Annotated in this window: 25 protein-coding genes and 1 tRNA gene; 11 read left to right on the forward strand and 15 right to left on the reverse strand. The window is 63.1% G+C overall.

Features of this window, described 5'->3' with window-relative positions; genetic code table 11:
- Positions 1-38: 38 nt before the first annotated feature.
- The gene (locus QA643_RS34270; protein WP_283030063.1) at positions 39-293 is read right to left on the reverse strand and encodes a DUF3551 domain-containing protein; all 255 of its coding nucleotides are present in this window, start codon (positions 291-293) and stop codon (positions 39-41) included.
- Between the two features lie 72 nt (positions 294-365).
- Complete coding sequence (locus tag QA643_RS34275; protein ID WP_283030064.1) at positions 366-1,172, reverse strand: dienelactone hydrolase family protein; 807 nt, start codon at positions 1,170-1,172, stop codon at positions 366-368.
- Positions 1,173-1,285: 113 nt separating this feature from the next.
- Between QA643_RS34275 and QA643_RS34280 the strand changes: the two genes are divergently transcribed.
- Positions 1,286-2,215, forward strand: a complete 930-nt coding sequence (locus QA643_RS34280) for a helix-turn-helix domain-containing protein (protein WP_283030065.1) — start codon at positions 1,286-1,288, stop codon at positions 2,213-2,215.
- A 12-nt stretch (positions 2,216-2,227) separates the two neighbouring features.
- On the opposite strand, the gene QA643_RS34285 is transcribed toward QA643_RS34280, so the two are convergent.
- From QA643_RS34285 to QA643_RS34315, 7 genes are read right to left on the reverse strand one after another with little or no spacing between them, the layout of a single operon-like run.
- A complete protein-coding gene (locus tag QA643_RS34285) occupies positions 2,228-3,643 on the reverse strand; it encodes an aldehyde dehydrogenase family protein (protein WP_283030066.1) in 1,416 nt (471 codons plus the stop codon).
- A gap of 36 nt (positions 3,644-3,679) precedes the next feature.
- Positions 3,680-4,441 (reverse strand): SDR family oxidoreductase, encoded by a 762-nt coding sequence (locus QA643_RS34290; protein ID WP_283030067.1) that lies wholly within the window; start codon positions 4,439-4,441, stop codon positions 3,680-3,682.
- 14 nt (positions 4,442-4,455) lie between these two features.
- A complete protein-coding gene (locus tag QA643_RS34295) occupies positions 4,456-5,427 on the reverse strand; it encodes a tripartite tricarboxylate transporter substrate binding protein (protein ID WP_283030068.1) in 972 nt (323 codons plus the stop codon).
- Positions 5,428-5,462: 35 nt separating this feature from the next.
- Entirely contained in the window at positions 5,463-6,518 is a 1,056-nt protein-coding gene (locus QA643_RS34300) for an alpha/beta fold hydrolase (RefSeq protein ID WP_283030069.1), read from the reverse strand.
- 49 nt (positions 6,519-6,567) lie between these two features.
- Complete coding sequence (locus QA643_RS34305) at positions 6,568-7,533, reverse strand: DUF6282 family protein (RefSeq protein ID WP_283030070.1); 966 nt, start codon at positions 7,531-7,533, stop codon at positions 6,568-6,570.
- A gap of 26 nt (positions 7,534-7,559) precedes the next feature.
- Complete coding sequence (locus QA643_RS34310) at positions 7,560-8,492, reverse strand: hypothetical protein (protein ID WP_283030071.1); 933 nt, start codon at positions 8,490-8,492, stop codon at positions 7,560-7,562.
- Complete coding sequence (locus QA643_RS34315; RefSeq protein WP_283030072.1) at positions 8,476-9,294, reverse strand: aldolase/citrate lyase family protein; 819 nt, start codon at positions 9,292-9,294, stop codon at positions 8,476-8,478. Before QA643_RS34315 ends, QA643_RS34310 begins: the two co-directional genes overlap by 17 nt.
- 129 nt (positions 9,295-9,423) lie before the next feature.
- On the opposite strand from QA643_RS34315, the gene QA643_RS34320 reads away from it, so the two are divergent.
- Positions 9,424-10,203, forward strand: a complete 780-nt coding sequence (locus tag QA643_RS34320; RefSeq protein WP_283030073.1) for a DNA-binding transcriptional regulator — start codon at positions 9,424-9,426, stop codon at positions 10,201-10,203.
- Positions 10,204-10,216: 13 nt separating this feature from the next.
- Here the strand turns inward: QA643_RS34320 and QA643_RS34325 are convergent, their stop codons facing one another.
- Both QA643_RS34325 and QA643_RS34330 read right to left on the reverse strand, forming a co-directional pair.
- Positions 10,217-11,143 (reverse strand): GTP-binding protein, encoded by a 927-nt coding sequence (locus QA643_RS34325; protein WP_283030074.1) that lies wholly within the window; start codon positions 11,141-11,143, stop codon positions 10,217-10,219.
- A gap of 2 nt (positions 11,144-11,145) precedes the next feature.
- Positions 11,146-12,636 (reverse strand): amidohydrolase family protein, encoded by a 1,491-nt coding sequence (locus tag QA643_RS34330; protein ID WP_283030075.1) that lies wholly within the window; start codon positions 12,634-12,636, stop codon positions 11,146-11,148.
- Positions 12,637-13,062: 426 nt separating this feature from the next.
- Between QA643_RS34330 and QA643_RS34335 the strand changes: the two genes are divergently transcribed.
- The 7 genes from QA643_RS34335 (at position 13,063) to QA643_RS34365 (ending at position 21,446) form a co-directional block, all read left to right on the forward strand.
- Positions 13,063-13,269 (forward strand): hypothetical protein, encoded by a 207-nt coding sequence (locus QA643_RS34335; protein ID WP_283030076.1) that lies wholly within the window; start codon positions 13,063-13,065, stop codon positions 13,267-13,269.
- 78 nt (positions 13,270-13,347) lie between these two features.
- Entirely contained in the window at positions 13,348-14,256 is a 909-nt protein-coding gene (locus QA643_RS34340; RefSeq protein ID WP_283030077.1) for a PaaI family thioesterase, read from the forward strand.
- Positions 14,257-14,305: 49 nt separating this feature from the next.
- On the forward strand, positions 14,306-14,662 hold the full coding sequence (locus QA643_RS34345; protein ID WP_283030078.1) for a YbaN family protein: 357 nt from the start codon (positions 14,306-14,308) through the stop codon (positions 14,660-14,662).
- Positions 14,663-14,962: 300 nt separating this feature from the next.
- A complete protein-coding gene (locus QA643_RS34350) occupies positions 14,963-15,619 on the forward strand; it encodes a hypothetical protein (protein ID WP_283030079.1) in 657 nt (218 codons plus the stop codon).
- Between the two features lie 89 nt (positions 15,620-15,708).
- Positions 15,709-15,852 (forward strand): hypothetical protein, encoded by a 144-nt coding sequence (locus tag QA643_RS34355; RefSeq protein WP_283035027.1) that lies wholly within the window; start codon positions 15,709-15,711, stop codon positions 15,850-15,852.
- Between the two features lie 189 nt (positions 15,853-16,041).
- Positions 16,042-17,241 (forward strand): hypothetical protein, encoded by a 1,200-nt coding sequence (locus tag QA643_RS34360; RefSeq protein ID WP_283030080.1) that lies wholly within the window; start codon positions 16,042-16,044, stop codon positions 17,239-17,241.
- Between the two features lie 407 nt (positions 17,242-17,648).
- Positions 17,649-21,446 carry a hypothetical protein gene (locus QA643_RS34365; RefSeq protein ID WP_283030081.1) on the forward strand — a complete coding sequence of 1,266 codons (3,798 nt, stop codon included), beginning with the start codon at positions 17,649-17,651 and terminating at the stop codon, positions 21,444-21,446.
- Positions 21,447-21,471: 25 nt separating this feature from the next.
- Here the strand turns inward: QA643_RS34365 and QA643_RS34370 are convergent, their stop codons facing one another.
- The 3 genes from QA643_RS34370 to QA643_RS34380 all read right to left on the reverse strand — a co-directional run bounded on the left by QA643_RS34370 (position 21,472) and on the right by QA643_RS34380 (position 23,061).
- The gene (locus tag QA643_RS34370; protein ID WP_283030082.1) at positions 21,472-22,299 is read right to left on the reverse strand and encodes a hypothetical protein; all 828 of its coding nucleotides are present in this window, start codon (positions 22,297-22,299) and stop codon (positions 21,472-21,474) included.
- Between the two features lie 171 nt (positions 22,300-22,470).
- A tRNA-Glu gene (locus tag QA643_RS34375) sits at positions 22,471-22,545 on the reverse strand.
- A 177-nt stretch (positions 22,546-22,722) separates the two neighbouring features.
- Positions 22,723-23,061, reverse strand: coding sequence for a hypothetical protein (locus QA643_RS34380; RefSeq protein ID WP_283030083.1), 339 nt, complete (start codon positions 23,059-23,061; stop codon positions 22,723-22,725).
- 58 nt (positions 23,062-23,119) lie between these two features.
- On the opposite strand from QA643_RS34380, the gene QA643_RS34385 reads away from it, so the two are divergent.
- Complete coding sequence (locus QA643_RS34385) at positions 23,120-24,100, forward strand: RluA family pseudouridine synthase (protein ID WP_283035028.1); 981 nt, start codon at positions 23,120-23,122, stop codon at positions 24,098-24,100.
- A 214-nt stretch (positions 24,101-24,314) separates the two neighbouring features.
- Positions 24,315-25,211, forward strand: coding sequence for an RNA polymerase sigma factor RpoH (gene rpoH / locus QA643_RS34390; protein WP_283030084.1), 897 nt, complete (start codon positions 24,315-24,317; stop codon positions 25,209-25,211).
- Between the two features lie 215 nt (positions 25,212-25,426).
- On the opposite strand, the gene QA643_RS34395 is transcribed toward rpoH, so the two are convergent.
- The gene (locus QA643_RS34395) at positions 25,427-26,038 is read right to left on the reverse strand and encodes a peptidoglycan recognition family protein (RefSeq protein ID WP_283030085.1); all 612 of its coding nucleotides are present in this window, start codon (positions 26,036-26,038) and stop codon (positions 25,427-25,429) included.
- Positions 26,039-26,057: the final 19 nt, after the last annotated feature.

A 26,057-nucleotide genomic window follows, 5' to 3' on the forward strand; every position in this document is an offset into this window, starting at 1 on the left:
TAGCGTCGCGCCGGCGATGCACGCCGATGCAGCCGCCGCTAGTAAACGCCGCGTGGCCGAGGTGGTTTCCTGCCGCCAAGCGCGAAGTAGGGATTATTGTAGCACTGTGCCGGACGGCCCGATGCCGATGCCGCGCACTGCGCCAGCGACGTGAAGCTGCATTCGATACTGCCGCCGCCGATATCATAGGTTTGGATGCAAACCGGGTAATTTGGATCATAGGTCTGGGCGCGCAGCGGCGCGGCGGCCGATACGGCCGCGATCGTAAGAAATGTGCAAGCCAGTACACGCATGGGGGCTCCTTTTCAAAAGGAACTTACCACATTCGGCCGTTCGCTCGAATCCCGATTAGAGTCGCTGCCGTTCTATGACGGCACCAGCCTGTGCCTGAAGAACGCCAGGATCTCGTCGCGTGCTGCGATCGTCGGCTGGCCGGCCTCGTCGATCAGGTGCGCGGTGACGACACTGTGCGGCGTCGTCACGTGGCGGGCGAAGAACGGCGCAAGATCGGTATTCGCCGCGCTGTCCGGCAAAACCCGGGCGACGAAGCGGTCGCCGAGCGCGTCTGCATAGGTTTTGAAGCGCTGCGCCATGCAGAACTTGTCGCCCTCGAAGCGATAGGCCATGACAGTCAGATCGTCCCGCTCGAGCCGTTCGCGGACCGCACTGACTTCATCGGGTGCGATTTCGATCCCGGCCGAATCGTTCAGCGGCAGCGACGGCTGCGAGAGCACCGGCGCCAGCATCGATGGTTCGAGCATCATGGTCAGGGCGAAATTTCCCGTAAAGCACATCCCGATCGCGCCAACGCCGGGACCGCCGCATTCGCCATGCGCAAATCGGGCCAGCGATCGCAGCCATTTTGTGACCGGACTGGATTGATTTGAGGCGAGCGCGCGAAACTCGGCACTCACGCAGGCGCGCTGAAAGACCGCAGCGCCCTCCTCCACACCAGGCACGGCGCCGTCGCGGCCGAACAGCGACGGCATGTAGACCGTGAAGCCGGCATCGCGAACCCAGCGCGCAAACCGCGCCACATGCGGACTGATGCACGGCATCTCCGCCATCACGATGACGGCAGGCCCCGCACCGGCGACGTAGACGACCTTGGCGGTGGCGTCGAGCGTGATCTCGCGGCGCGTGAAATCCTCGAGCGGATCATCTTGTTTCATCGATCGGTTCGGCATCGGCGCAACTCCTATCCTTGGCATCTCGCAAGGGATCGTTGCGATTTCGCAGGCAGCGCGCTAGTGTCAAAAATGACATTAATCGGGCATTTTTTGACATGACCAAGGTCGCCATTATCGAGATCGAGGGATGCATGGCCTCAAGCGCGGCCATCACCCACGACGTATTGGCGACCGCCAACCGGATCGGCGGCGCGAAGCGCATGCTGCCGTTCAAGGTGACGACGGTGCGTTGCGGGTCGCGCCGCAGCGATGTCGATCTGCGCGGCGTCGAGCTCGTCATCGTCCCCGGCCTTGGCACGCCCTCGGCGGACGAGCTGCTTCTCAAATTGAAGAGTTCAGCCTGCCGGCGCGCGGGCGATATGCTTGCCGGCGCGTTCGAGCGCGGCGCCGCGCTCGCCGCCTCCTGCGCGAGCACCTTCCTGCTGGCGGACACCGGGCTGCTTGACGGCCGGCGTGCGACCACGACTTGGTGGTTCGCGCCGCTGTTCCGGCAGCGCTATCCCGCCGTCAATCTGACGCCGGAGCAGATCGTGGTCGCCGATTGGCCCATCGCAACGGGCGGCGCCGCCTTGGCGCAGATGGACCTGATGCTTGCGATCGTCGGCCGCTTTGCCGGATCGGCCCTGGCGCAGGCCTGCGCCAATTATCTCCTGCTGGAAGAGCGGCGTTCGCAGGCACCCTTCATGGCCATCGCCTATCTGGCGGGACAGGACGAAAGGATCGCGAAAGCCGAGCAATGGGTGCGCGACAACATCGCGCGCGACTTCGCCATCGAGGAGCTCGCCGCAGCCGTCGCGTTGGCGCCGCGGACATTTGCCCGGCGAATGGCGGCAACCTGCGGCGTTTCACCGATTCAATTTGTGCAGCGGATCAGGCTCGAGACGGCACGGTTCCTGCTGCAGACCACACGCCTGCCGGTCGATGAGATCGCGCGGCGTGTCGGCTACGCGGAGCCGTCCACGCTGCGCCGGCTGATCCGGCGCGACACCAAGCATCCACCGGGTCATTTCCGCCCCGCCGCCTGAACGCGAGGCGCGCTAACCTATGATCGCCTTCACCTCCAGATACTCTTCAAATCCGAACACGCCGAACTCGCGGCCATTGCCGGATTGCTTGTAGCCGCCGAACGGCAGGCTACGGTCGAACGGCGCGCCATTGAGGTAGACGCGGCCGGCGCGGATGCGGTTGGCGACCTTGCGGGCACGGGCAGCATCCCCCGACTGCACAAACCCCGCCAGGCCGAACGGCGTGTCGTTGGCGATCTCGACCGCTTGATCATCGCTGTCGTAGCTGATGATCGACAGCACCGGCCCAAAGATTTCCTCGCGGGCAATCTTCATCTGCGGTGTTACATGGCCGAATACGGTCGGGCGAACATAGTATCCGCGGTTGATGTCGGCTGGCCGCCCCGGACCGCCAGCAACCAGCGTCGCTCCCTCGTCAATGCCGGACTGGATGAAATCCTGCACCTTGTCGAATTGCGCCTGGCTCACCAGCGGCCCCATGGTGGATGCGGGATCAAGGGGGTCACCGAGGCGAATGCAGCCGACCGCTTCCTGCGCGGCCGCGAATGCCGTCCCGAGCTGCGTGCGCGGGACCAGCATGCGCGTCGGAGACTGACAGTTCTGCCCGGCATTGGTGTAGCAGGCGTGAACGCCCTCGATGACCGCCCTCTCCAGATCAGCATCGGCGAGGATGATGTTGGCGGACTTGCCGCCGAGTTCCTGCGCGACGCGCTTGACGCTGTCGGCCGCGAGCTTGGCCACCCTAACACCGGCCGTTGTCGATCCCGTAAAGGACACCATGTCGATGCCGGGGTGCGCCGCGATCGCCTCGCCCACCGTCGGGCCATCGCCGTTGACGAGATTGAAGACGCCAGGCGGCACGCCGGCGTCGTCGACGATCTCGGCAAACAGCATCGCGCTGAGCGGCGCGATCTCGCTGGGCTTCAGGACCACGGTGCAGCCGGTGGCGAGCGCCGGCGCGACCTTGGAAGCGACCTGATTCAGCGGCCAGTTCCACGGCGTGATCAGCCCGCAGACACCGATCGGCTCGCGGCGAACGACACCATTCGCCATCCGCTCCTCAAACCGGTATTGCGCCAGCACGCGCGCGGCTTCCTCGAAATGAAACAGCGCCACGGTGGCCTGACGCTCCGTCGCAAACGTGATCGGCGCGCCCATTTCGAGCGTCATCGTCCGCGCCAGCTCCGGCAGGCGCGCCTTGAAACCCTCGATGATCCGCCGAAGCCAGGACAGGCGCGCTTCGACACCGGTTTCGGAATAGGTTGCGAATGCGCGACGCGCCGCCGTGACGGCCCGATCTACATCGGCCTTCGAGCCGAGGCTGATCTGCGCGAAGGTCTCTTCCGTCGCCGGGTTGACCACGCCGAGCGTTGCCGGCGTCGCCGGATCGACCCAGGCGCCGTCGACATAGAATTTCAGCTTTTGCATCGTTCCCTGTTCATGATGTCGCACGGCGTTGTTCGGTCAGAGATGCCTGCCTTCATCCACCGGCAGCACGATCCCCGTCGAGCTCGTCAGGTTGACGATGCAGGCGATCACGGCCTTCGCGACATCATCGGGCGTGGTGACGTGAGCCAGCGGCAGTTTTTCGGCGGTCTTCTCCAATTGCTCACGGGTGCGGCCGGCGACAAAATCCGTATCCACGCCGGCCGGCGAGACGGAGAACACGCGAATGCGCGGCCCCAGCACCTTGGCCAGCGCGATCGTCAGCGCGTCAACGCCGGCCTTGGCGGCGAGATAGGCGAGGCTGCTGCCGATACCCGTACGCGCTGCAATCGACGAGATGTTCACGATCGCTGCCCCGCTGCCGCGTTCCAGCAATGGGCGAAAGGCGCGGATCATGGCGAACGGCCCGCGAAGATTGGTCGTAACGGTGCGATCGAAGATGTCATCCGTTAACTCATCGAGATTGGCCGCGGGCACCGGCGTCGTGGCGCCTCCGCAGTTGACTAGCACATCGAGCCGCCCGAACTGCCTCTCCACGGCCGCTGCCGCTTCGGCGATCGAGGCAGGATCGTCAATGGCGATGCGCATGGCGAGATGCCCGCTTCCCTGCAGCCCCTCGATCGCCTCGTCCGCCAGCGAACGGCGGCTGTTGTAGCCGACCACAACGGCCGCCCCCATCGCCGCAAGGCGCGCCGCGGTCGCCTTGCCGATACCACTATTGCCGCCGGTGACCAGCGCGACCTTCGGGATCGCCAGCGCCGGAATTTCAATTGCAGTCATTGCCGGCGATCTCGTCACTGCATCGCGATCTTCGCGGCCTCGATCACGGGCCGCCATTTATCGCGTTCGCCATCGATGAAGGCCTTGAGATCATCAGGCGATCCGCCGACGCCTTGCAGCGAATTCTGCTCGAGGATGGCCTTGCCCTTGTCGCTGTTCAGGAAGGCGTTGACGGCCTTGTTCACCTTCATGATGACGTCAGGCGGCGTGCCGGTCGGCGCGACGATCGCGTACCATGCGGTCGCCTCGAATCCCTTGAAGCCCGCCTCCTGAACGGTCGGCACATCCGGTAACTGCGCGACGCGCCGGCTTGTCGTCACGGCCAACGCGCGAATCTTGCGGTCGGCCATCAGCGGCAGATAGGTCGGCATGAAATCCATGGCGACGTCGACTTGTCCCGACAACAGATCGGTGATCAGCGGCGCCGAGCCGCGGTAAGGCACATGCGTCATCTCCACGCTGGCGAACTGCTGGATCAGCGCCGATGTGATGTGTCCGAGGGTGCCGTTGCCGGGATGGCCGACATTGACCTTGCCGGGGTTCTGCTTGGCGTAGGCGATCAGTTCGGGCAGCGTCTTCGCGGGAAAGGCCGATGTCGCCGCAATGATCATGGGAGACTTGGCGACGAGGATGACCGGCGTGAAATCGCGCTCCGAGTCGTAAGCGAGGCCCTTGTACATGAGTTTGTTGAGCGCGATCGGCGCCGGCGTGCCGAACAGCCATGTGTGGCCGTCGGCCGCCGCCTTGGCGACCGCCGTCCCACCGAGATTGCCACCCGCGCCCGCGCGGTTGTCGACGATGAACTGCTTGCCGAAATCTTCGCTGAGCGCGTGGGCAACCGCGCGCGCCAGCGTATCAACCGCGGCCCCTGCGGGGAACGGCACGATCATGGTCACCGGGCGGTTCGGCCAGTCCTGCGCGACGGCGCACTGAGACGGCGCAAGAGCGAGTGCAAGGCCCAAGAGGCCGAAAGCGAGCGGGCGCATGTTTCCTCCTGACGTGCCTGCGTTGACCGAGGTGCTTATTCCCCGGCGAACCTGTCCAGGCCCTTGCGGTGCAGCCACTTCGACATCTCTTCCGCAACGGCTTCGTTGTTGAGATCGGCAAAGGCGATATGCGTGTTGCCGCGCAGGCCCGCGTCTGGAAGCAGCAGGACCTCGCAATCGCCGCCGTGGCGATTGACGATGTCGCAAAACGTCCGCGCCACCTTGACCGAACTCGCCCAGATCGGGCGCGTATCAGTGTAGTCACCGAACACCATCTGGATCGGAAACTTGGTCAGCTTCTTGAACTCGGCGAGCGGCACGGCATTCGGACCATACGGCGCGTCCGGCTTCGGCTCGGGTCCTTCGCCTTCCGGAAACACGAACCCCGGCGTCTCATAGGCGACAATGCCCTTCATGTTGTCGCTGCTCGCCTTCAGCGCCGACAACAGCGCACGCCAGCCGCCCGCCGAATTGGTGACGGCGACAACGGGGCCGATCCGGTCGATGGCCTTTCCGCCGGCATCGGCTTGCAGCAATGCATTCTCCAGCGTATCGAACTCGTCATAGCGGGCGCGCGTCGCCTGATTCCAGGCCTCCTTGTCGGCGGTCGGAAACTGCAGGCCCGGATGCCAGTTCAGGTAGGTCAGGCCGAAACGCCAGGCGGCGAAATTGCGCTGATCGAAATAGTCAGGCTTGTAGGTGATCGGCTCGCAGCTCCAGTTCGCGCGGCCGACGCGCGGGCCGTCCCAGAGATAGACGGGGTATCCCTTGCGCAGGAAAATGCTCTTGTAGCCTTCGCCGCCGTCCCAGCGGCTCTCCCACACTTTTGTGCTGGAAGAGTGCCACATGATAAGGCCAACGCTGCGCCGCTTCACCGGAATGAAGTATTCGACGTAACCATGATCGCAGGAGAGCGTCTGGCTGGGATCGCCTGATTTGGCGATGATCTTGCCACCTACTTCGTACGCGCCGGTCGATTCCAGGATGATCGGCGGCTTCTTGCGATCCTCTTGGGCACAAACTGGATTGTTCAGCGCGGCAAACAACAAGGCCACGGCAATCGGTTGCCAGCCCTTACTGTTCGTCATCATTTGCCTCCCTCCCCTGGCGTGCCGCTTTGCGGTCTTTGCGCCGATCTTGCTAGGCGGCGTTCTGCGCTGCCATGACCGGAAGATTCAGGAACTGCGCGGCGTTGTCGCTGATAAGTTTCCTGATCGCCGTGCGCGGCATCTGCAGATCGAGCAGTATCTGCGTGATGCTGCGGAATCCATCGACCGGGCGCTGCGAGCCTTGCAGGCCGAGGTCGGACGACAGGATCGTGTTGTCGACGCCGGCCACCTCGATCAAGTGCGCGAGGTCGTCGGGGCTGTACTTCAGCGACTTGCCCTCGATGAACATGCAGATCGAATGTTCCATCTTGACTCCGCGCGCGACGAGCTGGCGGATATCCGCGTCGTTGCAGCCGACGATGTAGGTCGGATGGTTGACCATCATCTTCTTGACGCCGCGCCGCGCCGCCTCGTCGAACAGGATGTGGAGCTCGCTAGCGGGCAGATGGCCGCCGGCCAGGATGATGTCCGCTTCCGCGATGAGATCGATCACCTTCTTGGTGTAGTCCGTAAGCTTGCCATTGGCATCGAGCGCGGAAAGCGGGATCGGATCCAGCATCCTTTGCGAAGTCTTTGGAAAGGTCGAGTTTCCTGCGGCCATCGCCTTGATATGGTTCGCTGCCGACAGCGTCGGCATCCAGACGATCTTGCCGCCGAGCTTGATCGTGTGATCGACCGCATGCGGGTTGATGCCGCCGGATGCATTGTTCAGCACGATCCCAGAGAACAGCTTTACATTGGTCTCCGGAAACAGCTTCTCCAGCAGGATCGCGTGCGGCATGCCGGCGTAGAAATGATCCTTGAACAGCACCGCGCGGAATTTTGCCGCGGCTGCATCAAGCAGTTCCTCGTGGTGATCGAGGATGCGCGGCATCGCCGCCGGCCCACTATGGCAATGCAGATCGATCGCGCCGACCAGGAGCTCGGCGACTTCCGCCGGACGCGACAGCGGCGGCAGCGGGACGGTGGTCGGATAGGACGCTTGTTTCTCGGCCATGTCGGGCCCTTTCAATGTGACGCGTATCAGGCGGCGGATTTGCCGGCGGGCGCCTGCGCGGGCATCGGATAATCGTCCGCGTTCAGCACCCAGCCGGGCTTGGCCGAGAAATCCATGCGCGGCGGGCAGAAGATATCGACGAGAATATTGAGTTTTGGATCGATCGCCTGAGTGGTATGGATCGACGGCGGTGGAATGACGGCGATCGAGGGCGACCCGCAATGTTCGTGATCGTCGTCGCGCCACTGCGCCATGTCTGTTGTCCATGGCCAGCGCAGATGGTGGATGAAGGTGCCGGCCAGCGCCAGCGAGCACTGTTCGAAATCGTCATGGTGGTGCGGCGACATCTTGGTCGTATCGCGCGGGCCGTTTCGCGGCTCGAGAAAGTTCACCATGAAGGTCGAGCAGCGAAAGATCCGCCCGAACCTGCCGGGCGTTGCCGCGATGTCGAGGCTGTAGGTGCGAATTTTCGGGCCGCCGGCCGCTTCGGGCCACGGCTCGAACGGCGGCAGGTTGGGATGCGGCGTCGCATAGGACGCTGCGTTGGAGCAACGCCTGGCGAGATCTTCCGATCGCGTCGTCATCATGCGCACCACTTTGGCAGGGCCGAGCAGCGTGATCGAGCTCGCACCTGCCGGTACGAAACTGATGGTGTGGCCGTTGACCAGCGCGCGCTCATTGCCCCATACGATCTCGGCGCCCGCGCCAGGATCGGGAAGCAGCACGACATATTCGTCCGGTTGGTCAGCCCGAGCTAGCACCGCGCCCGTATTGGCCTCGCTAAAGGCAATGATGAAGTTTTGGCCGCGGGCGTACCAGGTACGCGCGCCGTTCTGGTTTTCGGCAGGCTCCGTCTCATAGAATTTCGCATACTCCGCGCCGGCAAAATGCGTGGCGGCGGGCTTTGCGCCGACGGGCGCAGCCGCGAGCGCGGCGCGGGGATCACTGTTGTGATACATGAAGGCCATCCATGGTTTGAACGAGGTTCCTGAAATCGGTGAGCGTCTGCGCCGCGGCCCGGCGCATCTGGCCCTGGTCCGACGAGATGATGAAGGCGCTGGCGCCGAGCCCGGCGAAGTCTTTCGCTTCCGCCGCGCTTGCGACCATCACGCAGACGGGCTTGGTTACTTTATTGGCCGCCGCAATGATCCGCGTGACCGCGTCCTTCACCGACGCATCCGCCGACGATTTGGCGCCGAGGGCGACGGTGAGATCGCCGCGACCGATGAAGAATCCGTGGATGCCGTCGACAGCCGCGATGGCATCGATCTGATCCAGTGCCTCGGGGTCCTCGATCATCGCAATCGCGCAGACCGAGGCGTCCTGTTCCTCAACCAGTGACCACATCGGCGTGCCGCCATAAGCGCCGGCGCGGGCCGAGCCGGAGTAGCCGCGCCGTCCGCCGCGATAGCGCGCCGCGGCTGCGACCGCGCGCGCCTTCTCGACGGTCGCGACATGCGGCACCAGCACGCCGGCGGCGCCGCAGTCCAGGCACGACAGGATTTTGGCCGGGTCGTCCGACGACACCCGCACGATGCCGGCAAGATTACTGGCGCGCGCGGCCAGCAGCATGACATCGGTCATCGCGCGGTCGATCGGCGCGTGCTCCTCGTCGATCACGACGAAATCATAGCCAAGCGCACCGAAGATCTCGGTCGCATGGGTGGTCGGCGTCTTGATGAAGGTGCCGACAACCGTCTGCCGCGCAGCGAAACGGCGGCGAAACGACGAAAAATGCGGCCTGACGACGTCTCCGGACATTGTTCCTCCCCGCCATCTGCTCAGGACCGCGTTCAAACGCGCTCCGGCGTGGCTTGGCGAAAACCATTGCAGGCAGGCGGCCGGTCGGCCATAGCTATTCCGCCGCGTTCCACCAGGTGGAATAGTTAGATGCCGCTGAAGTCCGACACCGTCGAAGCCGCCGCCCGCACGCTGCTGCTGCTGGAGGAGCTCAACCGCCACCGCGTCACCTCGATCGATCGCCTGCACAAGGCGACCGGTTTGCCGAAATCGACGGTGGTACGGCTGATGAAGTCGCTCTGCGCGATGGGCTATGCCGCCAACGATCCTCGCCAGGGCGGCTACGCGGTCGCCTCGCGCGTCAAGTCGCTAAGCAACGGCTTTCACGGCGATCCGCTGGTGGTGGAGGCCGCGCGCCCCTGGGCGCTCGCCTTCACGCGGCAATATCAATGGCCGATCGCCATCGCCGTGCTCGAGCGCAGCTCGGTCGTGGTGCGCTTCAGCACCATTCCCGACAGTCCGGTCTCGCCGTTTCACGGCACGCTGAACATGCATTTGAGCCTGCTCGGCCGTGCGCTCGGCCGCGCCTATCTGGCCTTCTGTCCGGTCAGCGAGCGCTCGATCCTGCTCGACATGCTGGCGCGCTCGCAGCAGAGCGAAGACAAGCTCGCCGTCGAACGCAAGCGCGCGCTGTCGCTGCTGGCCGCCATCCGCAAGCAAGGCTTTGCCGAACGCGACCCCATGGTCGAGCCGCGCTCGTCGAACACGATCGCCGTTCCGATCATCGCCAATGACCGCGTCCTCGCCACCGTCGGCATGACCTACTTCACATCGGCGCTCGACCGCGCCGACGCCATCGCCCGTTACGTGCCGCTGGTGCAGGCGCTCGCGGAGAACATTGCGGCGAGTGTCGCGTCGTTGCAGCAATAGCAACAGGCGCACGTCATCCGATGCATTTGTCCATGATGTTGTCGATCTCGGCCTTCGAGAGAACGCCGATCTCGGCAATGAATACGATCCGTGTCCGCGGCATCCCGGCCGCCACCGATCCGCCGGGCGCCAATGTCGCGCGGCCGCCGGCGAGCTGAAACACCATCAACCGCCCGGGCTGCTCCACGGTCTCGAACAACCCCTTCGCCCGAATGAGCTTCGATGCCAGCCGGCCGATCGCCTGCTGCAAGCGTGGCAGCGATAACGGCCGTTCCGATGTCCAGCTCAGTGTCTCGAACCGATCAGCCTTGGGACGTTGTGGCTGCACATCGCGCGGCACGAGGGCGCGGTCGACGTCGACGGGGAAAAGAAGGGCAGCCGGGACTTCGCCATGCACGGCATCGACGACTGTCGCCGCCGGGTGCAGCGCGCGAATTGTCTCGCGCAGTTGCGCGCTGCGAGCTGCATCCACCAGATCCACCTTGCTGAGTGCGACCACGTCGGCTGCGCGGAGCTGCGACCGCAACAGCGCGTCGTCGTTCAGCACCGCCGGCGTTGTCGTCGCGTCGACCACGCACAGCACCGTCTCCAGCGGCGCTTCTTTCCAGATCAGCGGATCCATCAGGTTGCGGACGATATCGGCGGGATCGGCGATCCCGCTGGTTTCGATCACGATGAACTCCGGTTGCGGATCGCGCCGCAGCAGCGCGGCGAGCGTGCGCAGGAGGTCGCCTTCCAGCGTGCAGCAGATGCAGCCATTGCTCAGGCTGACCACGCCGTCGCTGGCGCCAGCGATCAGCTCCGCATCGATATTGATCGCACCGAAATCGTTGACCACGGCGGCGATGCGCCGCCCTTCCGCATGCGCCAGCAGGTGGTTGACGATTGTGGTCTTGCCGGCACCGAGAAAGCCGGTGACCAGCAGGACCGGGGCCGGCACGATCAGCTCTCGACAACAGGCCGGCGCACCGGAAGGCCGGGCCGCGCCGCCACGTCCAGCACGCCATCCGAAATCAGCGGCTGGCCGCTGACCACGAGATGCCTGACGCCTTCCGACGGGCGGTTCATCGCCGAGAAGGTCGCGCGGTCGGTCAGCGCGTCGAAATCGAACACGACGATGTCGGCATCCGCACCGACCTGCAGCCTTCCCTTGGCACGCATCGCCGGCGTGCTTGCCGAAAGAATCTCCGCCGGAATCAGCGCGCATTTGCGGATGCCTTCGAGGAGCGACACCGCCTTGCGCTCGCGCACCCACTCGCGGATGAAACGGGTGAAGCAACCGGCCGAGCGCGGATGCGAGGTGGCGTCGTTCGGCAGCGGCCAGGCGTCGCCGGTGTAGACGCTGCCGTCCGACAGCGTCCAGGGCATCGCGTCGGAGGCAATCGCACCACCGGGATACAGCACGGATATATCCAGCAGATCGCGATGGTGCGGATTGTTCTCGGTATCCAGGATATGCCACAGCACCAGCGTCGAAGGCTCTTCGGCTTGCGCCGCCAGCAGTTCCTGGCGGTCGCGGAAGCGCCGCCCGTCGGTCACCCGCTGCACCGAATCGTAGCCGAGGCCGTTGCGCGCCTCGAATTCGGGGTCACTGAAGAACGCCGCCGCCAGCACCGTCGAGCCGGTGCCGTAGGGATAGGCCTCCACCGTGATCGGCAGGCCCTGCGCCTGCGCCTTCTTCACCAGCACGGCGCAGCGCTCGACATCCGTCTTGCTGGAGGAGTTGAAGTGGCAGATGTGCATGTGCGCGCCGGTGGCGCCGGCATAGCCGATCAGGCGGATATAGGCCTCAGCCGCGCTCTCGGGATCGATGCGGGACATGTAGGCGACGTGGGTGAAGGTCGCGACATTATGCGCGGCCGCCAGCTGGCACACCGCGGTCAGCTCCTGCACGCCGGCGCCCGGGGCGTAGGCGTTGAGGATGCCGATGCCGATGCCGCCCTCGTTCAGCCCGATCGCGAGACGGTCGAGGATGCCCACCACCTCCGTCTCGCTCGCCACATTATCCATCCAGCGGCGGTCGCGCATGGCATTGCCGAACGCCTCCAGCGAGCTCTCCGCGTTCGAGCCCGTCATCGCGCCGATGCGTGCAAAAGCCCAGTTGGCCGCGGCGCCGTAGTTGAGCACGCGCCCCTTGTCGGCCTGGCGCCGATACCAGGATGCGACCGGCAACACGCCGGCCTCGAGATCGAGCGTCGTCGTCACCCCGTCGAAGGCCTGCATGCGATCCGCCGGGATCGACTGGCCGTGCGCATGCAGGTCGATGAAGCCCGGCGCCACCACGAGCCCGGTCGCGTCGATCACCCGTTCGGCGCTGCCGAGATCGGCGCCGACCGCGGCGATCCGGCCATCCAGCACGGCAACATCGCCGATCCCATCCATCCCGCTGGCGGGATCCACCACCCGGCCGCCACTGATCACCAAGCCACCCATATCGCCACTCCCACACGCAACAGCTCCGCGGACGTCCATACCGCCGGGGCTTGAATAGAGGCAGATTTTCAGGTCGAGGACCACCTCCGCTGACGCCGGCGCATCATGCGTATTGTTACATCATCCGCATGCTGGTTGCCGCCATCGCGCATTGCTCGTTCAGAAGGCAACGGGGTGCTTTGCTAGCCAACGATGAAAAAACTGTAGCCCTGTTACCACATTCATGAGTTCAATGTTGCTGTGTTCGCCGCGCTACAGACTCTGCGGCAAACATCAGTAAATCTTCACCTGTGGGGGCAGAGCGGCGCGGTCGTTGCGGACTCGTCGAGAGCCAGGGGGGCCCAGGCCTCTGCGAGTCCGCGCGCGCTGTTTTTTTGCGCAGATGCGACGATCAATAGTTTGCTGGATAAGACGAAGGAATTGGATATGCGTAAACGCTCGGCTACGGCCATCCCTGCAGATTTCAACTTCGTCAAAGCCTATTTTGAGCTGAAGCGATTACGAGCAGATATCGAGTGCATCGAAAGATCATCAAGGCTGCCCTCAAGCCAGGTTTCGGCAGTGGGCCGCAATAGGCCCAAGGGTGACGACGACGTTCAACGTATTTCGCGCGCCCAGCAGGCAGTTCCGTAAGGCACGTCAGGTGCGCTGATGCTGGCACCTGATGCGCATTGTTGCACAATTCGTGACGTCGGCATGCTAATCTGAGGCATGTCAGAAATCACAGTATATGACGGACAGCCGCTGCCGTTCGAACAACTCACAAAAGCGATCGCCGAACGCCGGTCGCTCTACGGGCGCGCCAGCGGCCTTCGCATCGATCGTGCCGAGCGCGGCGAAGCCTGGTCCAGCCTGCCCTATCAATCCGTGTTCGCCGGCGACACGCAATCCGGCGTGATCCACGGCGGCGTGGTCACGGCCATGCTGGACGAAAGCTGCGGCATGGCCGTGCAACTCGCGCTCGACGGCAGCCGCGCGATCGCGACGCTCGATTTGCGCATCGATTACCAGAAGCCGGCAAAGCCCGGCCTCGACATCAAGGCGCATGCGATCTGCTACCACGTCACGCGTTCGATCGCCTTCGTGCGCGCGACCGCCTATCAGGAGACCGAGCAGGACCCGGTCGCGACCGCCGCCGCCTGCTTCATGATCGGCGCCAACCGCACCAACATGCTGCAGGACAGGGAAGCGTATGACGTGCCGACCCTCGACTTGCCCGAGGAAGATTCAGGCCCGTTCGCCAACAGCCCGTTCGCGCGCTGCCTCGGCATCGGCATCGCTGACGACGGCGTGCTGCACATGCCGTTCTCGTCAAAGCTCATCGGCAATCCGGTGCTGCCCGCGATCCACGGCGGCATCACCGGCGCCTTCCTGGAGACGACGGCGATCATCGGCGTGGCGCGCGAACTCGGCATCGCAACGCCGCCAAAGCCGATCGGCCTGACCATCAACTATCTGCGCTCGGGACGGGCGCTGGATAGCTTCGCGAATGTCTCGATCGTCAAGCAGGGCCTTCGCATCGTCGCCTTTCAGGCGCAGGCTTGGCAGGACGACGCGTCAAAGCCGATCGCCACCGCGTTCGGGCATTTCAAGCTGCGGCAAGCGGCGGATAAGGATTAGCGGAAAACGCTTCATCACGTCCTCGCGCTTGCATGATGGGTTGCGGCTGATGCGTCGGCTTTATCTTGTTCTCGGCTTTTTCTTCGTCGCGCTCGGCTTCATCGGAGCCTTCCTGCCGGTGCTCCCGACGACGCCGTTCCTGATTCTCGCGACGACCTGCTTTGCACGATCGTCTCCGCGACTGGAAAACTGGCTGCTCTCCCACCCGCAGTTTGGGCCGGCGCTACGCGACTGGCGCGAGCGCGGCGCCATCCCGCTGCGAGCAAAGCTGCTGGCCCTCGCCGGCATGATCGTCGGCTTTCTGCTGTTCTGGATCGGCAGCGCGCCCGGCCCGATCCTGATGGCCAGCGTCGGCGCACTCATGCTGGTGGGCCTGGTCTACGTCTTCACCAGGCCATCGGCTTGAGGGCACTGGAGAACTCCCTTCCGAAGGGGTGCATTTCCAAAAATATCGAAAACAACCCCATGCACAGTAGCCGGCGGCGGCCGGCGTTCGACATCACGACTTGACACGTCGGGCAAATCAGGGGCATTTTCCGATATTCCGAAGTCCTGCCGCGCCGTCGCCTCGCGTTACCGGGCGTGGCCGTCGCAGCCGAAACATCCTCACCCTCAATTGAAATTCACCTGATCACCGCGGCGAGCAATCGCCCGCGCGTGGCCGAATCGCGCGGGCTAGCAGGCGCGCGTCGAAGGAAATCTCCACATGAACACCGCTCCTGATATCACGACGCCAACGACGGTCGCCGCAACCGACCAGACGAATGCGGCCCCGCGGATAAAACTTCAGTCGCACGGCTTCGCCATCGACCATCCAGATCAGGCCCTCGGCGAACGGCTGATGGCGAATGCGCTGGGCGTCACTGACCGCGAGGCGATGCACGGCATTGTCAGGCAATTGGTGAAGGCAAGCGTGAGCGGCGAGAGCCCCGACGAGGTGACCCTCTCCTTCATGCTTTCGATGGTCAGAAGCATTCGCCCCCGCGATTCCCTCGAGGCGATGCTGGTGGCGCAGATGGTTTCGGTTCATGTGATGGCGATGCGCTGCGCCCATCACCTTGCGAACGCCGACGACCTTGCCCAGCACGACAGCGCCGCCCGCGCCCTCGGACGGCTCGCCCGCACCTTTCCCGCCCAGATGGAGGCGCTGAACCGCTACCGCAGCCATGGCGAGCCCGCCATCACCGTGCAGAACGTATCGGTTGCCGACGGCGGCAAGGCCATTGTCGGCAACGTCACGCAGCACGCGCGGGTGATCGTCTCGGACAAGAGCCGGGCATCCGCGGCGCGGAAGGCGCCGAAGGCCGCGGGGGCCAGGCGAGGGCGCGATTCCGCTGAGGCCAAGCGTGAAGCAGAGGCATGAACGATCACATCAGAACTACAGGCCCGATGCAGGCGAGCCCGCGGTGCGGCGCCAAAAGCCGCTCCGGTAGTTCGTGCCGCGCGCCGGCGATGCACGGCAAGAAGCGCTGCCGCATGCACGGCGGCGCGAAGGGTTCCCGGCGCGCCAAAGGCAAACCGGAACGCGCGCAAGCATGGGCTGTTCACCAGGGAGGCGATCGCCGAGCGACGGCAGATTGGAGCGTTGTTGGGTGAGGCGCGGAAGGTGCTGGAAGGGATGAAGTGATTACGTTTTGCACTAGTTGTACTGATCATATGCGCTCAATCCCCTCATCCTGTGGCGCCGGCACCGGGCCGCCACTATGACCCCACGATTTTGCCATACGCATCGTGTTGTTCGCCTGTACGACCCTTCCCGTCAGGCTGGCCTTCGGAAACATGGACATGGGCGGCGATTTCATTGGCTGCTGGCCTGCGGGTAGCGGCAGGAGAACGGCACGGCAGGCGAAGCCCGGGTACAGCGCGAAGGTGCTTGCCTGCGGCGCATGGCTGCTCTCGTGCGTCATCGTCGCCGGCATGGCGACGCAAACGGCATTGGCGGAAACAGCCGCGCCGGCCGCGACACGCGTCACTGATAGCGAAAGAGAACAGGGTGATCCTGGCGTCGCGCCAGCATCCCGCACGCGGAAGCCGGAAGGCGAACCAGCCCTGCGACAGAATGAGGCGCAGAAGCCGGCGCCGGAAGCTGCCGTTCAAATGCCGGACGCCCGGAAATCGAGCCACGAGGCCAAAGATCCAGCCAAGGATCTAACCAAGGATCTACCTGTACCGCAGCTCGTCTTGCCGGGCGATCTGGCGAAGAAGATCGGCCAGAAGATCTGGCTGAATGAAACAGGCGGAAAAATTGATGCGATCACGTCTTGGAATGCGAACGAGGAATTCGCTTCCTTAGGGATCGGTCATTTCATCTGGTTTCCTGTCGGCAAATGGCTGCCTTTCGAGGAGAGCTTTCCGGCCCTTCTCGAATTCATGCGCCAGAAGAACGTGCGTTTGCCCGCCTGGCTGGACCAGGCGCAAATTCCGGCCAACCCGTGGACCAGCCGGGCCGAGTTCAGGAGGAACGTCAACTCACCGCGGATGAAAGAGTTGAGGCAGTTTATGCTCGACACCGTGGCGGAGCAGACGCAATTCATGGTGGTGCGGGCGCAAGGTGCGATGGAGAAGATCCTCAAGACGACGCCCGACGGCACCGAGCGCGACCATATCGTCATCCAGTTCACGCGCGTCATTCGCGCCTCCGAGGATTTTTATCCGCTGATCGACTACATCAACTTCAAGGGCGAGGGCACCAACCCGAACGAAGCCGCCATGGACAGGCAGACCGGGCGGCGGCAGGGTTGGGGTCTCAAGCAGGTGCTGCTCAGGATGAATGGCGTGACCGGCGATCCGAAGGCCGTGCGCGCCGAATTCGCCGATGCGGCGCAGTTCGTCCTGCAGCAGAGGGTTCGCAACCTTCCATCCAACCGTGTCTTCGAGGCCGGCTGGCTGCGCCGCGTCGCGACCTACCGCCGCCCGATCGCGGACCCGGAATCGAACCCCGAACGGGCCCTGAGGAAATCGTTGCGCGTGACGGCGGCTCAATAGCTTCCAGGGGATAGTTGCCGTTTTTGCGTATGCGTGAGGCCGCATGTCCCACGACGTTCGTCAGGCAATCGCCTCGCTAGGCGCCTGCAGCCGTTCGCCAACGCTTGGGCCTGTTCGACGCTTCGGTTTCAAGCCGAGATGGATCTCGCGCGGTCGTCCATCAGCTCGGCCCGCATGGTCGGGCCGGCCTCACTGAGCAGCTTGGCGCGAATGCCGGATTCGTTACGGTGACAGTGCACTCAACTGCGGGTGAGAGTTTCGTGCACTGTCTCCGTAATTGCGGGAGGCCCCGCTTCCGCAGCCGCCGAATAAGAACTTGCGTGCAAGGCGTGCGCCCGTCGGGGATATCCGAGTTCCGGCTTCTATCTGTGATTGACGATCCCTAGCGGCTTTCCTAGCTTCGAATCATGTTTGAGATCATCGGGGACGACATTGCCCTGCTGAATGACACGGATCTGCGCGCGCTGATCGGACGGCTTTGCGAAGCCGAACTGCGGCGACAAGGTCATCCTGTGTCCCACGTGACGTGGGGCGGCAGCCAGACGGCAAAGGATGGTGGGCTCGATGTGCATGTGGCGCTCCCGCCCGGTACCAGCGTCAGCGGCTTTATCCCTCGGCCCGAGACCGGCTTCCAGGTCAAGAAGCCGGATATGCCCCGTGGGGAAATCTTCGGCGAGATGAAGCCGGGCGGCACCGTGCGCCCGGTCATCGTTGACCTCGCAAAGGCATCGGGCGCATACATTATTGTCAGTGCGACCGGGTCTACGGCGCATTCGGCCCTCAAGAATCGTAAGGAAGCGATGGCCGAGGCAATCGAGGGCGTCGCCGATGCCTCGAAGCTCGCGCTTGATTTCTATGACCGCAACCGTATTGCAACCTGGCTCCGCGATCACCCCGGCCTTATTCCGTGGGTCCGGTCCCTGATCGGCAAGTCAATTCCCGGCTGGCAATCCTTCGGCTCCTGGTCGCGGGCACCGGGAGGCATCGAGGATTCCTATCTCTTCGATACCGAAGCTCGCATCAAGACAGAGGATGAAAAGGAAGGTGAAGGCCTTGGTGCGGTTGACGGGATCAATCGTCTTCGTGATATCCTGCGGCAGCCGGGACAGGTGGTTCGCCTAGTCGGCCTCTCGGGAGTTGGAAAAACGCGGCTTTGCGAAGCGCTCTTTGATCCCACGGTCGGGACCAACAGCCTCGATCCTGCGCTCGCCTTCTACACGAATGTCGCTGAAGAGCCGGACCCGCCCCCGATCGGACTCGCTTCCGATCTCATCGCCGCAACCAGGCGCGCGATCCTCGTCATCGATAACTGCCCGTTCGGGCTTCATGGCGAGTTGGCCAAGGTCGCGCGTGCCGCGAATTCAACAATCAGCATCATAACGGTTGAGTACGATATCCGCGATGACCAGCCTGAAGGGACCAAGGTCTTCGCGCTGGATTCGTCCTCGCTTGATCTCATCGAGAAACTGGTGAGGCGGCGCTATCCTGAGATCTCCCAGATAGACGCACGGACCATCGCGGAATTTTCAGGCGGAAACGCTCGGGTCGCGCTTACACTCGCTGCCACGGTCGGCAAGAACGAGTCCATTGCCGGCCTCAGCGACGCCGACTTGTTCAAACGGCTTTTCCAGCAGCGGCACGAGCATGATGCCGATCTGCTCTTGATCGCGCAGGCCTGCTCGCTGGTCTATTCGTTCGAAGGGGTCAAGATAGAAGGCGAAGGCGCCGAGTTACCGATCCTGGCGGATCTGATCGGCAAGCCTGTTCCCGACGTTTACCGCGCGATTGCCGAACTCAAGCGCCGCGATTTGCTACAGGAGCGCGCGGAATGGCGGGCTGTGTTGCCGCACGCAATCGCCAACCGTCTCGCTGTCCTTGCCTTGCAAAACATTCCGACGGCAACAGTCGTAAAATCGTTGGTGACAGACGCGCCTGCGCGCCTTAGGCGCTCATTCTGCCGTCGCCTTGGGTATCTTAATGGAAGCAAGGAAGCCCGCGCGATTGTGGAATCATGGCTTTCGCCCGGCGGCATGCTCGAGGATATTCCCAATCTTGGCGAAGACGAACAGGCGATGCTGGCGAACGTCGCGCCCGTCATGCCGGAGGAAACTCTCGCGGCTATCGCAAAAGCCCTAAAAGAAGCCGATACGCCGACGCTGGCAAAAAGTACGCATGTCGTGCGGCTCCTCCGTTCACTTGCCTATGAGCCGAAGCAATTTGAGCGGGCGATTTCTCTTTTGATCAAGTTCGCCCAGGCCGACGCCGATGACGACAACGGCGCTTCTGACATCGTGCCGTCACTGTTTCAGATCGTCCTCTCCGGCACCCATGCGCCGATAGCGATGCGGCTCAATGTGCTCGAAGACATGCTCCGATCGGACGACGGCAAGAGGCGTGAGCTTGGATTGAAGTCGCTCAATGCGGTCCTCAAAACGGATCATTTTTCGTCCTCGTACGGGTTTGAATTCGGCGCGCGCTCGCGTGACTACGGTTACTACCCGCCCAACGGCAAGAACGTGAAGGATTGGTTCGGCGCTGTACTGCAACTCATTCAACCGCTGGCGCTTTCCGACGATCCTGCCGGTGCCGGCGTTCGCTCTTCTCTCGCGCGGAAGTTCCGCGGCCTTTGGTCCAACGCCGGGCAGGCCGACGCCCTGGAGGCCCTGATGAGGGACATCGGCAAGAAGGGATTTTGGCGCGAGGGTTGGGTGGCTGTACGTCAAGCGCGGATTTACGACGGCGAGCGCATGTCAGCCGAGATACGCGAACGGCTTACCGCGCTAGAGGAGCTTCTGCGTCCCAAGGATCTCGTCGACAAGGTAAAAGGTGTTGTCCTGGGATCTGGTAAAAGCGTGGACCTTGATGACCTCGACGAGATCCTGAACGAGGACTATGAGGGCGCGATGACGCGCATGAACCGGACAGTTGAGGCTTTGGGCAAGGCCATTGCGAGCGACAATGAGGCGTTCACGACTCTCTTACCAAGTGTCGTAAAGGGCGGCTCTCGTGTTCCTCTGTTCGGCGAAGGCATAGGCAGCAGTACCGAGAGGCCCTATGAGGTATGGCAAGCCTTGGTGACCGAATTTTCGGCCGTGGAAAGACCCGACACGGGCGTGATGGGCGGCTTCCTTACTGCTGTGCAGAAGCGGGACCCCGTGCTTGCGAACAAGATGCTGGATGAGGCCGTCGAGCATCCGTCGGTTGGCGCGTACTTCCCGCAGCTTCAGGCCCGGGTCACGGTGGATGAGCAAGGCGTCAAGCGCCTGCATAGGGCGCTTGAACTCGGCATGGCGGACATCACGCAGTTTCATGCGCTCGCTTGGGGCCGCGCGGGCGATGCCGTCCCGGCACCCGATCTACGCGACCTTCTCCTTGCCATTGCCAGCAAGCCGGAAGGCCTCACCGTTGCGCTAGAAATCCTGTCGATGCGACTCGTCTCTAATTTAGCGAACAAGCAGGAGCCAGCGTCCGAAATTGGCGAGACAGGGCGCGTTCTTCTCGATGCTTTCGAATTTCACGAGAAGAATGGCCGTGCCGATCGGGAGGATCACGAACTCGGCCGGATCGCACGGGTTTCGCTTGCGGGCGACGCCGGCATTCCAATTGTGCGGCGGCTCGTCCGCAAGATGATGGCCGCCATAAAGAGCCACGAAGTTTCTGCACATGACCAGGATGATTTGGTCGAGAGCCTGCTTCGCGTCCATCCGAGAGTCGTCCTGGATGAGGTTTTCGCGGGTGATAAAAAGGACAACGAAGAAGCGGTCCGAACCTTTGTCGACTTTCAGCGGTTTCACAAGAACCCGCTGGGAGCCGTGCCGGATAGTATACTTCTCGCCTGGTGCGATGCCGATCCGGCGATGCGCTACCCCCTCATGGCGGCATCAGCCAGTTTGTTCAAGCGACCGGCGAACGACAAGCCGAATGAATGGCTTCCTCTGGCATCGGATCTTCTAAAAAGAGCACCGAATCCTTCGGCGGTACTAACGGAGATCGTGCACCGCGTGCGCCCATGGAGTTGGAGCGGTTCGCTTGCAACGAAGTTAGAGGAACGCCTCAAGCTCTTGGAGCAGCTTCCGATCGATCAAACGCCGCATCTCACCGAAGCGCTCGGCAATGCCAAGCTTGGTTTTGAGGAGTGGATCGCAAGGGAGCGTAAGAGCGAGGCTGCGGAGAGCCGCGCACGCGGCGGTCGTTTTGAGAATTGAGAGCGCGTAAATAAGTTGGTTTCCATCACTTGAGGAATTGAACATCATCAGCGATGAGGGCTACGCTAATTCCTCCACCTATCCCAGATGGCGCGGGGACGATTTCGGTTGCCCTGGACGCAGCATCGATCAGGTTGGCGGCTACGCTTGTCCCCAACTCCGAATCTATGACTGAGATTTTCTCTTTCTGCAGGAAGATACGATAAGTCTGATTGAGAAATCTCACGCCGACACCGGCGATAACGTTCTGACCGTAGTACGCGCCTTCGCCAAACGGGATTGCTTGGCGATCATCGTTAGGCTTGAAAATTGTACCGTGTATTGTGGTGCGCGGCGAAATTGGAATTGGTTGGAGGGTGAACGCCCCATCGCGATTAAGGTCAACGCCCAAAGCCAAAATCATGCTGCTCTTCATATCGGGTTCGAAATCAGCGATGATAATCTGCGCTAGTCTACTTCCGAAAAACGGATTCAGATTTCCTGCTTGGATGTACGGCGCGATATCCGCATGAATTCTATTTGTAAAAGCTTGGCCATCAAACTGCTTTAGCGCCACACGATGTGCTTCCAAAAAGCTTAATGTCGTTCTTCCGAAATCGAGTGGGGCCGGCGTTTCAGCGAGATGCTTACAAAGTTCGGCATCTGGGATGTTCGACGTGTCCTGCATAGAGATAAAGCCCGTAACTACAACGACTGTGCGTCGCAGTCCGGTAGGCACAAGAATTTTATTGATACCGTCGCAGAAAATACCTCGTGGAGTTTGCCGCTTGTCAGCGGCCACTACGAGGCCGTCTTTGGTCGGTAGAAAAACAGCAAGCGTGCCTCCAGCCCCTGAAAAGGCGGTGCTGCTCATGTATTTGGCCCCTGACATAATGCCGAGCATGGCCGCACAAAAAACAACGCTAAGTCGTACCGCACTTTCCATGCGAACGGACTATAACGAAAACATCCACCGTCCCACCGACTTCGCGAGTGGGACAAACTCGCGGGAAAAGTAAGCAGAAACAATGGGCTGATGATGCGCTGGCGCTCCCTAGGGGAATCGAACCCCTGTTTCAGCCTTGAGAGGGCCGCGTCCTAACCGCTAGACGAAGGGAGCGTTGGCCAGAGGGAATAGCCGCGAAATGTGTGGGGGGCAAGGCGGAAGGTTCTATTTGTCGGGCTCCGAAGCGGAATCCAACGTGCCACCGTCACAGCCTCAAGATGGATTCCGGGTTCAGCCCTGCGGGCTGCCCCGGAATGACGGCAGGCCCGGAATGACGGCAGACAAGGTTAATCACGGCTCGTTGACGAATCTCAGCTTTCCGGCCGGTTTCAGCGTCTTGGCGTCGAACGTGCGGATCTCGGTCGCGCCGCCGATATCCAGCGTCAGCACCAGCCGCTCACCGGCGACGGCGGTCCCGACGATCTTGGCGCCCTTGGGCAGGGTTACCGTGATATCGGTCGTGGCCGCCGCGGGGCTTCCCTCGCCCCGATAAAGGCGGTACCCGACGGCGATCAGGACCACGGCGACCGCGAGGGCCGAGGCCAGGCCCGCGATCAGCATCATCCGCCTGACACGCGCGATCAGCGCGGCCTGCTCGGGGGTCGGTTCGGGCAAAGCGGTATCAGTCATGCAAGGCTCTTGAGAAGGCTCGGACTTGGAACAGGGATTATCGAACGGCGGGCAAAGGCTGGAGGTCACGGTCGGCGGCGACGAAGGATCGCCCCGGCTCGACCGCGTGCTCGCGGTGCTTCGCCCGGAACTGTCGCGCTCGCGGCTGAAGGCGCTGATCCTGGCCGGTTCCGTCACCGCCGGGGGCACCCCCATCCGCGACCCCGCTTATCATGTCGCGCGAGGGGATACGATCACAATCGACGTCCCCGAAGCCGTCCCGCCGGAGCCGAAAGGCGAAGATATCGCCCTTAATATTGTCTATGAGGACGACGACATCATCGTCATCGACAAGCCGAAGGGCCTGGTCGTCCACCCGGCCGCGGGGCACGAGACCGGCACGCTGGTGAACGCGCTGATCGCCCATTGCGGGGCCAGCCTTTCCGGCATCGGCGGCGTCCGCCGCCCGGGCATCGTGCACCGGCTCGACAAGGACACGACCGGGCTGATGGTGGTCGCCAAGAACGACCACGCCCACCAATCGCTGACCGCGCAATTCGCCGATCACGGCCGCACCGGGCCGATGCAGCGCGGCTACATGGCCTTCATCTGGGGCGTGCCGAACCGCCAGCGCGGCACGGTCGACGCGCCGATCGACCGGCATCCGTTCGCCCGCGAGAAAATGGCGGTGCGCCCGGGCGGACGCGAGGCGGTCACCCATTGGGAGCTGCAGGCAAGCTATCAGGGCCGCGACGGCAAGGGCGTCGCCGCGCTGCTCGCCTGTCAGCTCGAGACCGGGCGGACCCATCAGATCCGCGTCCACCTCGCCCATATCGGCCACCCCCTGATGGGCGATGCGGTCTATGGCCCGCATTTCAAGACCAAGGCCGGGCACCTCGGCCCACAGGCTCAGGCCGCGCTCGAATCGCTGGGACGGCAGGCCCTGCACGCCTACCTGCTCGCCCTGGAACATCCTCGAACCGGGGAATTTTTGCACTGGGAGACCGGTCTGCCGGAGGATCTGCTTTCCCTCCAAAGCGCGCTGGAAGCGGCGCTATGACGCAGGCCCTTTGGAAAAGCTTAGTTATGACAATAGGTTATGGCTGCCACACGGGGACGTGACGTCAGCATTCCTTCCCTATTTGTTCGTTTTTTGCTATGTTGCACCTGCGCTGAATATCCAGCGCGGAACATCGCAGCCTGGTCGGCTTTAACACAGCGATCACCTGCCGGGCCCGCCGCTATCGGGGGCCTGAACCACTGGAGGGCGCTCAATGGCCCGTACAGCTACGTTGCCGGTTCTCAATGGAGAATCCGGTCTTTCAAGATACCTCGCCGAGATCCGCAAATTCCCGATGCTGGAACCCCAGCAGGAATACATGCTCGCCAAACGCTGGCGCGAGCATGACGATCGCGACGCGGCACATCACCTTGTCACCAGCCATCTCCGGCTCGTGGCCAAGATCGCCATGGGCTATCGCGGCTACGGCTTGCCGATCTCCGAGGTCGTCTCGGAAGGCAATGTCGGCCTGATGCAGGCGGTCAAGCGGTTCGAGCCCGAGAAGGGTTTTCGTCTCGCCACTTACGCCATGTGGTGGATCAAGGCCTCGATTCAAGAGTACATCCTGCGTTCCTGGTCGCTCGTGAAAATGGGAACCACCGCGAACCAGAAGAAGCTGTTCTTCAACCTGCGCAAGGCGAAGAGCAAGATCTCGGCGCTGGACGAGGGTGATCTCCACCCCGATCAGGTCAAGCTGATCGCCAAGCGGCTCGGCGTGACGGATCAGGACGTGATCGACATGAACCGCCGCCTCGGCGGCGACGCGTCGCTCAACGCACCGATCCGCGACGACGGCGAAGCCGGCGAATGGCAGGACTGGCTGGTCGACAACTCGCCCAACCAGGAAGCCATCATGGCCGAGAGCGAGGAGTACGATCACCGCCGGCAGGCGCTGAACGGCGCCATGGGCGTGCTCAACCCGCGCGAACGCCGCATCTTCGAGGCGCGGCGCCTGGCGGAAGAGCCGATGACGCTGGAAGACCTCGCCGCCGAATTCGGCGTCTCCCGCGAACGCGTGCGCCAGATCGAGGTCCGCGCTTTCGAAAAGGTGCAGTCGGCCGTCAAGGGCACGATTGCCCGGCAGGAAGCCGAACTCGAAGCCGCGCATTAAGCGGGGCAGAGGTATCAAGTAATGAGAAGCCGGCGGCAACGCCGGCTTTTTGTTTTTGGGCCGAAGCTGTCTCACCAGCCACGCTGTCGTCCTCCGCGAAAGCGGGGGACCCAGTACGCCGCGGCCGTCGTGAGATCACCTGCAATAACCGCGGCCTCTGGAATACTGGATCGTCCGCCTTCGCGGACGATGACAGCAGTGGGTGATCTACTCCTCTACTCCCCCCACTCCCGCGCCATCGTCGCCAGCACGCAGCCCTCGCAATAGCGCGCGTCCTTGTAGTCGATCCAGTTGTGCGCGTAGACGCGACCCGCCGGAATGCCATAGCGGGCGCGCAGCACCTTCACCAGGATCTTCCATGCCGCGATCTGCGCCTCGGTGGGTGCGCGCGTCACGTCGGGATAGTTGCCGGCGAACTCGACGCCGACCGAATTGTTGCCGATCACCTGGCGATAGGTCGCGCGGTTGTCGATATATTTGTTGTCGTTGCGGTTGGCGCCGTCGCCATGGGTCGGGACCAGATGCTCCGCCACCGCCCAGTACACCGTGCCGTCGGTTTCGACCCACACCATGACGCCGCGCCGCGTCGGGTTCTTCGACTGCGCTAGCGCGCCGCCGCGCGCCGAGCCCGCCGGCCCTTCGGTCTGGTGCACGATGATGTTACGCCAAGGATGGGATTTGGCGAGATCGCCCCAGGGCGCGAGCCAGACCATCTTCAGGCCGGGAATATCTGGCGTGCCCGAGACGCGCGCGACCGCGGCAAGGTCGGACGCTTGCGCAGAGGCGGACGCGAGGACGAACAGTGCGGTCGCGACGAAACGATTCATGATCGAGGTCCAGTGACGA

The organism is Bradyrhizobium sp. CB3481, from assembly GCF_029714305.1.
In the GTDB taxonomy this organism is placed as follows: Bacteria; Pseudomonadota; Alphaproteobacteria; order Rhizobiales; family Xanthobacteraceae; genus Bradyrhizobium.

Coding starts and splice junctions, on each gene's coding strand:
- QA643_RS34360 (WP_283030080.1), top strand. CDS start 16,042: ATGGGCGGCGATTTCATTGGCTGCTGGCCTGCGGGTAGCGGCAGGAGA.
- QA643_RS34345 (WP_283030078.1), top strand. CDS start 14,306: ATGCGTCGGCTTTATCTTGTTCTCGGCTTTTTCTTCGTCGCGCTCGGC.
- QA643_RS34355 (WP_283035027.1), top strand. CDS start 15,709: ATGCACGGCAAGAAGCGCTGCCGCATGCACGGCGGCGCGAAGGGTTCC.
- QA643_RS34315 (WP_283030072.1), bottom strand. CDS start 9,294: ATGTCCGGAGACGTCGTCAGGCCGCATTTTTCGTCGTTTCGCCGCCGT.
- QA643_RS34340 (WP_283030077.1), top strand. CDS start 13,348: ATGTCAGAAATCACAGTATATGACGGACAGCCGCTGCCGTTCGAACAA.
- QA643_RS34290 (WP_283030067.1), bottom strand. CDS start 4,441: ATGACTGCAATTGAAATTCCGGCGCTGGCGATCCCGAAGGTCGCGCTG.
- QA643_RS34285 (WP_283030066.1), bottom strand. CDS start 3,643: ATGCAAAAGCTGAAATTCTATGTCGACGGCGCCTGGGTCGATCCGGCG.
- QA643_RS34335 (WP_283030076.1), top strand. CDS start 13,063: ATGCGTAAACGCTCGGCTACGGCCATCCCTGCAGATTTCAACTTCGTC.
- QA643_RS34365 (WP_283030081.1), top strand. CDS start 17,649: ATGTTTGAGATCATCGGGGACGACATTGCCCTGCTGAATGACACGGAT.
- QA643_RS34370 (WP_283030082.1), bottom strand. CDS start 22,299: ATGAGCAGCACCGCCTTTTCAGGGGCTGGAGGCACGCTTGCTGTTTTT.
- QA643_RS34280 (WP_283030065.1), top strand. CDS start 1,286: ATGACCAAGGTCGCCATTATCGAGATCGAGGGATGCATGGCCTCAAGC.
- QA643_RS34380 (WP_283030083.1), bottom strand. CDS start 23,061: ATGACTGATACCGCTTTGCCCGAACCGACCCCCGAGCAGGCCGCGCTG.
- QA643_RS34275 (WP_283030064.1), bottom strand. CDS start 1,172: ATGAAACAAGATGATCCGCTCGAGGATTTCACGCGCCGCGAGATCACG.
- QA643_RS34350 (WP_283030079.1), top strand. CDS start 14,963: ATGAACACCGCTCCTGATATCACGACGCCAACGACGGTCGCCGCAACC.
- QA643_RS34270 (WP_283030063.1), bottom strand. CDS start 293: ATGCGTGTACTGGCTTGCACATTTCTTACGATCGCGGCCGTATCGGCC.
- QA643_RS34395 (WP_283030085.1), bottom strand. CDS start 26,038: ATGAATCGTTTCGTCGCGACCGCACTGTTCGTCCTCGCGTCCGCCTCT.
- QA643_RS34300 (WP_283030069.1), bottom strand. CDS start 6,518: ATGATGACGAACAGTAAGGGCTGGCAACCGATTGCCGTGGCCTTGTTG.
- QA643_RS34310 (WP_283030071.1), bottom strand. CDS start 8,492: ATGTATCACAACAGTGATCCCCGCGCCGCGCTCGCGGCTGCGCCCGTC.
- rpoH (WP_283030084.1), top strand. CDS start 24,315: ATGGCCCGTACAGCTACGTTGCCGGTTCTCAATGGAGAATCCGGTCTT.
- QA643_RS34305 (WP_283030070.1), bottom strand. CDS start 7,533: ATGGCCGAGAAACAAGCGTCCTATCCGACCACCGTCCCGCTGCCGCCG.
- QA643_RS34295 (WP_283030068.1), bottom strand. CDS start 5,427: ATGCGCCCGCTCGCTTTCGGCCTCTTGGGCCTTGCACTCGCTCTTGCG.
- QA643_RS34330 (WP_283030075.1), bottom strand. CDS start 12,636: ATGGGTGGCTTGGTGATCAGTGGCGGCCGGGTGGTGGATCCCGCCAGC.
- QA643_RS34320 (WP_283030073.1), top strand. CDS start 9,424: ATGCCGCTGAAGTCCGACACCGTCGAAGCCGCCGCCCGCACGCTGCTG.